The 5,267-nt window shown below is 69.3% G+C and carries 5 protein-coding genes; 2 read left to right on the forward strand and 3 right to left on the reverse strand.

The window, feature by feature from the left end; all coding sequences use genetic code 11:
* The coding region (locus ABZS54_RS42125; RefSeq protein ID WP_355548491.1) for an AMP-binding protein at positions 1–2,100 on the forward strand (2,100 nt) is incomplete at its 5' end.
* 51 nt (positions 2,101–2,151) lie between these two features.
* On the opposite strand, the gene ABZS54_RS42130 is transcribed toward ABZS54_RS42125, so the two are convergent.
* A complete protein-coding gene (locus tag ABZS54_RS42130) occupies positions 2,152–2,931 on the reverse strand; it encodes a leucyl/phenylalanyl-tRNA--protein transferase (protein ID WP_355548494.1) in 780 nt (259 codons plus the stop codon).
* A 131-nt stretch (positions 2,932–3,062) separates the two neighbouring features.
* A complete protein-coding gene (locus tag ABZS54_RS42135) occupies positions 3,063–3,233 on the reverse strand; it encodes a hypothetical protein (protein ID WP_355548497.1) in 171 nt (56 codons plus the stop codon).
* Between the two features lie 314 nt (positions 3,234–3,547).
* Between ABZS54_RS42135 and ABZS54_RS42140 the strand changes: the two genes are divergently transcribed.
* Positions 3,548–4,543: a helix-turn-helix transcriptional regulator gene (locus tag ABZS54_RS42140; protein WP_355548500.1), complete on the forward strand. Its 996-nt coding sequence runs from the start codon at positions 3,548–3,550 to the stop codon at positions 4,541–4,543.
* Positions 4,544–4,664: 121 nt separating this feature from the next.
* On the opposite strand, the gene ABZS54_RS42145 is transcribed toward ABZS54_RS42140, so the two are convergent.
* The coding region (locus tag ABZS54_RS42145) for a phosphopantetheine-binding protein (protein ID WP_355548503.1) at positions 4,665–5,267 on the reverse strand (603 nt) is incomplete at its 5' end.

The following is a 5,267-nucleotide window of genomic DNA, read 5'->3' on the forward strand; positions in this document are numbered from 1 at the left end:
CCCGCCGCTGCCGGCGACGGTATCGGCAGCCTGCTCTACTCCTCCGTCACCTTCGACCTCACCATCACCGCACTCTTCCTCCCACTCATCCAGGGGTTGAGACTGGATGTGCCGCAACCGGGGCCCGAGGGGACCGCGTTCGAGGCAGCGGTCGAGACGATTCTCACGGGTGTGCCGATCAGCTTCCTCAAGGCGACCCCGTCGCACCTGGAGGTGCTGGCCGCGCATCTCGAACACAGCGGCAGCCGACACGACATCGCCACGATCGTGGCGGGCGGCGAGGATCTCTCCCCGTCCCTGGTCCGGCGCATCCTGGCTTCGGGTCGGCACACCACGACGATCTCGAACGAGTACGGGGCGACGGAGGGTTCGGTCGCCAATGTGATGAGCCTGACCAGGGAGGTGGATCCGGCCTGGGAGAGCACTCCGGTGGGTGTGCCGATCACCAACACCAGGGCTTATGTGGTGGATCGCTACGATCGTCCGGTGCCGGTCGGTGTTCCGGGCGAGTGCCTGCTGGGCGGGATCTGCGTTGCCCGCGGCTACCTGAACCGCCCGGAGCTGACCGAGGCCCGCTTCACCCGGGATCCCTTCTCCGCCGACCCGGACGCCCGCGTCTACCGCACCGGCGACCTGGTCAAGTGGCGCCCGGATGGCCGACTGGAGTTCATCGGCCGCATCGACAACCAGGTCAAACTCCGCGGCTACCGCATCGAACTCGGCGAGATCGAAGCCACACTCCTCACTCACCCGAGCATCAGCGCGGCCACCGTGATCGTCCGCCAGGACACCCCCGGCGACAAGCGCCTCGCCGGCTACCTCGTCACCACCACCGAGGCCGACGCCACCGACCCCACCACCGGCGAACTGCGTGCCCACCTGCGGCAACACCTTCCCGACTACATGATCCCGACGCTGTTCGTCACCCTCGACCGACTCCCGCTCACCCCGAACGGCAAGGTCGACACCAAGGCACTCCCGGTGCCGGACGGCCACCGTCCCGACCTCGACGCCGCCTACACCGCACCGCGCACCCCGATCGAGCAGGTGATCGCCACGATCTGGGCCGAGGTACTCGGCGTCGACACCGTCGGAGTCGACGACAACTTCTTCGAGCTCGGCGGACAGTCGATCAACGCGGTGCGGGTCGCGTCCCGCATCGGCGAGGCCGGATGGACGGTGAGCCTCCGGCAGATCATGCGGCACGCCACCATCGCCGACCTCGCGGCGGCGATCGCCGCCCCGACGAGCGACCCGGCCGGGCTGGTCGTCCTGCTGTCGAAGGAACCGGCGGAAGTCAGCGGTCTGCCAAAGCTGTTCTGCGTGCATCCCGGCGGCGGCAGCACCCACGCCTATCACGACCTGGCGGTTCGGCTGGCCGACTCGTTCGCCGTCTACGGCGTGCAGGCATGCGGGCTGGCCCCCGGCGAGGAGCCGATCGTCGGTGTCGAGGCGATGGCGGGCCGGTACTGGGACGAGATCCGCTCGGTCCAGCCGGACGGCCCCTACCTGCTCCTCGGCTGGTCCACCGGAGCGGTCGTGGCGCACGAGATGTGCGTGCAGCACCCGAACGAGGTGGGCGCGGCGTACCTGCTCGAACCCGCGGTCACCGGGCGTCCGCAACGCGCACGGTTCCAGGAGTACGCCGAACTCTACCGGCGGGTCGAGGAGCTGTGGCGGCGCGGACAGGGCGAGGCGGGGCCGGCCCGCGAGCGGACCGAGCGCGCGCTCAAGGATCTGGCGCCGCGGATGAACATCGAGGAGGACGTGGTCACGCTCGACGAATGGCTGCCCTACGAGGTACTGGCGGCCGAGGTCCGCTCGTTGGCCGACCATCGGGCCAGGCCCTCGTACGCCCGAACCACGCTGGTGATCAGCGAATCGGTGCGCGATGCCGGGCCGGAAGGCACGGCGGACGGGGTGTCCCACGAGCAATACGTCGCACACTGGCGACAGTTGCATCCCGCCGGGATCGAGATCCTCGACATCCGGGGACGACACATGGAAATGGTCAAGGGCGACGAGCAGTTGGCGGCCCTGGTCTCGATGATCGAGAAGGGACGCCGGATCGAAAAGGAAGGCCGGATCGAGAACGACTAGCCGATCGAAAGGAGGCCCCCGGGGAGTGTGCACCTCTCCCCGGGGGCTCTTTCAATGAGCGCTCGACGAACTCTGCGACAGCGGCTGGACGGAGAGCACGCCCGCCCGCATCACCAGCGGCATGTCCACGGTCGACAGCGCGGCCAGATACTCCGCACGGCTGATCGACCGGGTGCCCAGCGAGGTGGTGTAGTCGTGGGGGACCTGCACGTCGATGAGTTCGGCATGACCGCGCAGCCGGCGGCTCAGGTCGGCGAAGGCCACCCGGGTCGCGTGCGGTCGTCGGCCGAAGGCGGAGTCGACGCTGAAGACGTTGCCGATACCGGTGCCGAAGAGCCCGGCGATCAGATTTTCCCCCTGCCAGATCTCCACGCTGTGCGCCCAGCCCGCCTCGTGCAGGGAGATCAGCGAGGCGCGAAACGTGTCCGTGATCCACGGTGAGCGCGCCTGGTCGCGGCAGCCGTTGACGACACTGGTGAACGCGTGGTCGCACGTGACGATCCATTGCGGCTCGCCGGCGCTGCGGCTGTGCCGCAACAGGCCGGACAGTGGCCCGGACCCGACGTTGATCACCGGTCGCCGGACCGGGCTCCACCACGTCACCGCGTAGTCGTCCTCGCTCTGCGGGGCCGGAAACGCGGTGATCCGGCCGTCGGCGACGTGTTGTGCGTACCGGGCCCGCTGTACCTCGGCCGAGTGGCCTCGCAGGCGAGGGAACGGAAAGGCGCCGTGTCGGTGCGCCTCCAGCAGCCGATGCGGTGCCGTCGAACCACCAATCGCGATGGGCAGATCCGACTCGGCCGCCGACAGGTCGACCCGCTCCCAGCGCATCTCGCCGATCATTGTTCGTGGCCCGCGACGTCGTCGCGGGTGGGTTGAGTGTGCATACCGTCCAACGTGCCGGATCGGGGAATCGCAGACATGGGTGGGATCACCCCATTTTCTCGCCGAGGCCCCGCGGCTCACCCGTTGCCCGTACCCCCGTCGTCCATGGAGATGCAGACGTGGGCGTGGTGGGGATAGGTGGAGGAGGACCCTCCGGAGGACATCTCGGTCAACCCCGTCAGGGTCGTGAGCGTCAGGATCGCCATCGCCGCGAGCGAGTGAATCGCGCCCCGAGTATTGATCGCCATCGCCGTATCTCCCTTGTCCGCTGGTAGGTCCAGCCTGGCGGCGGCGACGCTCGGCAACATGCGTGCTCTCTACCCATATTTCATCGACGGCCCGCGCCGCGTGTCGCCCGGCTGGGTGCCCGGCCCCGGCCGGGCGGCCCCGCGGACCGTCGTCGGCGTGCCGAAGCGGCCGTGACCCGGTCGGTCGGACGCGCACCGGCGTCGGATGAAGATGGGCATCCGGCACGCATACGCACGGCCCGGGATTCTCGTTGACTGTCGCCAGTGCCGCGCCCGGCACTGGAGCTGTCCTACGACACAGAGGAGGGTCACAGGTGCAGACCACACTTGGGATGGATTCCGTCGCTCAGGGCGTCTATCTGACGATGGTCGCCCAGCCGCACGCGGATGTGCGGGAGCTGGCCGAGCAACTGGACGAGAGCGACGTGGCGATCGGTCGGGCGCTGGAGCAACTGTCACAGCTGTCACTGGTTGCACCGGGTGAGGGCGCCACCGGATGGATGCCGATCGAACCGGAGGTCGGGCTGGCCGCGATGCTGGCCCGGCAGCAGGCGGAATTGGCCCGGCATCAGCTCCAGGTCGAGGACAGCCGCCTGGAGGTCGCGCAACTGCTTGCCGCGCACGGCCGTCGGCCACAGGGACAGGTGCCCGGGGTGGAGTGGCTGCCCGGCGAGGCGGCGGTCTGGCGGCGGGTGGCCGAACTGGCCGACGGCTGTGAGGAGGAGGCGCTGTCCCTGGGCCCGACCCAGCGGCTGACCCAGGCGGTGATCGAGGCCAGTCGGCCGGTGGACGAGTCGGTGCTCCGGCGCGGAGCCAAGTCGCGGTCGATCCTGCTGGAGAGCGCACGCAACGACAACGCGGCGATGCCCTATCTGCGCTGGAAGACGGACGTGCTCGGCGGCGTCCGGACGTTGCCGTCGCTTCCGGTGTGGATGATACTGATCGACCGCCGGCACGTGGTCGTGCCGGTCGGCAATTTCCGCTCGGTGATGGGTGGTCTCGTCTGCACCTCCGAGTCGATCATCAACGCGTTCGTGGCGCTGTTCGCCAATCTGTGGAAGGAAGCGTTGCCGCTGACCGGGGCTCGGCCGCGCACGGCGGGCCAACTGTCCCTTCAGGAACAGCACATCCTGCGTCTGTGGGCCCGAGGTCTCACCGACGCGTCCGCCGCCCGGCAGATGGACGTCTCGCTGCGTACGGTCCGGCGGCTCTCCGACCGACTCACCGATCGTTTCGGTGCGCACAGCCGGTTCCAGCTCGGCGCGATGGCCATCGCCGAGGGGAGCATCCGGCCCGAGGACATGATCTGAACGAACCCGGCGCCGGCCGGGCGTTCGGCGATGGCGCGCGGGCGGCCGGACGTACGCAGTGGCCGGACACGGAAATCGTGTCCGGCCACTCGTGCTGCCGGGAGTTCGTTTCGACCCGGGCTCAGCGGGCGCCGCTGAACTCGGCCGTGATGGCGGACATCATGATGTCGGCCATCGCGGTGGCGAGTTGCGCGGGTGTGGGTGCCGCGAAGAGGGTGCGCACCGGGACGTCCAGACCGAGGGTCTTGCGGATCCGGCTGGTGACCTGGGTGGCGAGCAGGGAATGGCCGCCGAGTTCGAAGAAGTTGTCGTGGATGCCGACGGCTTCGAGGGTGAGGACATCGGCCCAGATCGCGGTGACGGCGCGCTCGACGGGGTTGCGCGGAGCGGCGTAGCCGCCATCCGAGTCGGGACGCAGTGGGCCGGGGGCGGGGAGCGCCTTGCGGTCGACCTTCCCGTTCGGCGTCAACGGCAACGCCTCCAGCGTCACGAACGCCGCGGGCACCATGTACTCCGGCAGGTCCCGCTGGAGATGTGCCCGCAGGCCGCCCGTCGCCGGTGCCGTGGTGCCGGCGGAGGCGACGACATAGGCGACGAGTCGCCGGTCTCCGGGCGCGTCCTCGCGCAACACGACTGCGGCTGTGTCGATGTGGTCGTGGGTGAGCAACGCGGCTTCGATTTCGCCGAGTTCGATGCGGTAGCCGCGGAGTTTGACCTGGTTGTC

Source organism: Embleya sp. NPDC005575 (assembly GCF_040605455.1).
GTDB lineage: Bacteria > Actinomycetota > Actinomycetes > Streptomycetales > Streptomycetaceae > Embleya.